This is a genomic window from Enterobacter cloacae complex sp. GF14B, assembly GCF_004136805.1.
GTDB lineage: Bacteria > Pseudomonadota > Gammaproteobacteria > Enterobacterales > Enterobacteriaceae > Enterobacter > Enterobacter hormaechei_C.
Window position 1 is genome coordinate 1 of the sequence record NZ_QFRV01000261.1, and the last position, 1,520, is coordinate 1,520.

Consider the following 1,520-nt stretch of genomic DNA (forward strand, 5'->3'; position numbering starts at 1 on the left):
CGTAAAGCCAATTGAGCGTTGTCTACCTGTAAAAAATCAGCATAAAGATGCACAGGCACCTGAAAAGCTTAAAATTGATTCTTTAAACAACAAATTCCTGCATGAAGTTGGTCAAGGTGTCCAGATGTCACCTAATGTTGAAAAGACCATTAGGTTTGCTCATCCATTGCCACAAGTGTGATTATTCACGAGTCTAAGGGACACATCAAACAGAATGATGTTAGCTTTGTATGGTACACATAATTCATATGCACACTATGTAGACCAAAAAGGGAAACTGTACAAAAAGGATCAACCAGTGTTTGAAAGGCCCACATACCAGCTCATAGAAGTGCGTCCAGTGATAGATCAGAAAGGATGGCTCATTTCAGAGGAAAGAATCTATTATAGCCCATCCTCTCTAGAGCTGAAGGATATTACCCGAGTGAACCCAGAAATCTGTTCAGAGCCAAACTCTCCTCCATCGGAAATCAAGCTTCGATGTTGTGACCAAACGAGCATATACTTTGACCAAAACAATCGTAGATATAGACGAGAGTCTAGCATCTATGATGCCTTGGGTCCTGAAACCATAGAAGCTCATATCATAGGAGACCCATGGGATAGACAATATCAGGGCAAAGATAATGCTATCTACAGCTTGACTTGGGGAATAATTTGTCATGTTTCACGAAGATACATAGGAAACTATGCAGAAGGTTTACAGATGCCAAACATCAACATTGCTACCCAAGTGTACCTTCACAGTCCCAAAAGGTGAGATCAAACTAGAACCAAATAGTTTTGAACTCTCATAATGAAGGAGGCTATAGTGATTACCCTAGGAAGGGGGGAGCTGTAAATCCATCAAGCTCAGCTTATGTACCAAGAAATGCTACACCAGTTAGAAGCCCTAGAGCTTCTAGCCAACATACCTCTTCAAAGCACAAACCATTGAAAGATCATATGATTGTTGGAAGCTTCCAATTGATCCAAATTCCATCGGAGTCTACAGACAAATTCTTCTATGAATATCATCAAGGACAGAAGTTTCACTTGATCTCCACGAGTCAAAGCCAAAAGCCGACAAATCCAATAGTGTTCAAACAGTTGCATGTGACCAAGCTCACATATGCATATCAAGATGCACATGGTAATGAATATCAGCAAGATCATGACCTTGTACAAACCCCTATGGATGGTAAGACTGAAGTCAAGGACTATCTAAAGATGATGCAAAGCCTCAAGCTTCCAGAACAGGATACAAAAAAGGCAAAATCAATGAAAGCTAGAGTCCAGAAGGCTACACAAAGGTCATCACCAAAATCTCCTCCGAAGAGTCAGATTCTGCCAGAAAGTATAGTGCATCTTCTAAGATCAAAAGTTACTCAAATGCAGGCACACAATGCTCAACAGTTGCAAGAAAAAGGTGCAATATTACAACAAAACAAGCCAAGATCAACGAAAGCAGGTGATCAAGACAAAGCCAATGTAGAAAAATCTCAACCCAAGGACACTGCCACAACAGAATCAATCAATAC

Annotated in this window: 2 protein-coding genes; both read left to right on the forward strand. The window is 40.5% G+C overall.

Annotation, left to right across the window (positions count from 1 at the left end):
* A partial coding sequence (locus DD606_RS26070) for a hypothetical protein (RefSeq protein ID WP_176691495.1) occupies positions 1–181 on the forward strand: 181 nt, incomplete at its 5' end.
* Between the two features lie 764 nt (positions 182–945).
* On the forward strand, positions 946–1,520 hold a 575-nt coding region (locus DD606_RS25160), incomplete at its 3' end, for a hypothetical protein (protein WP_139158376.1).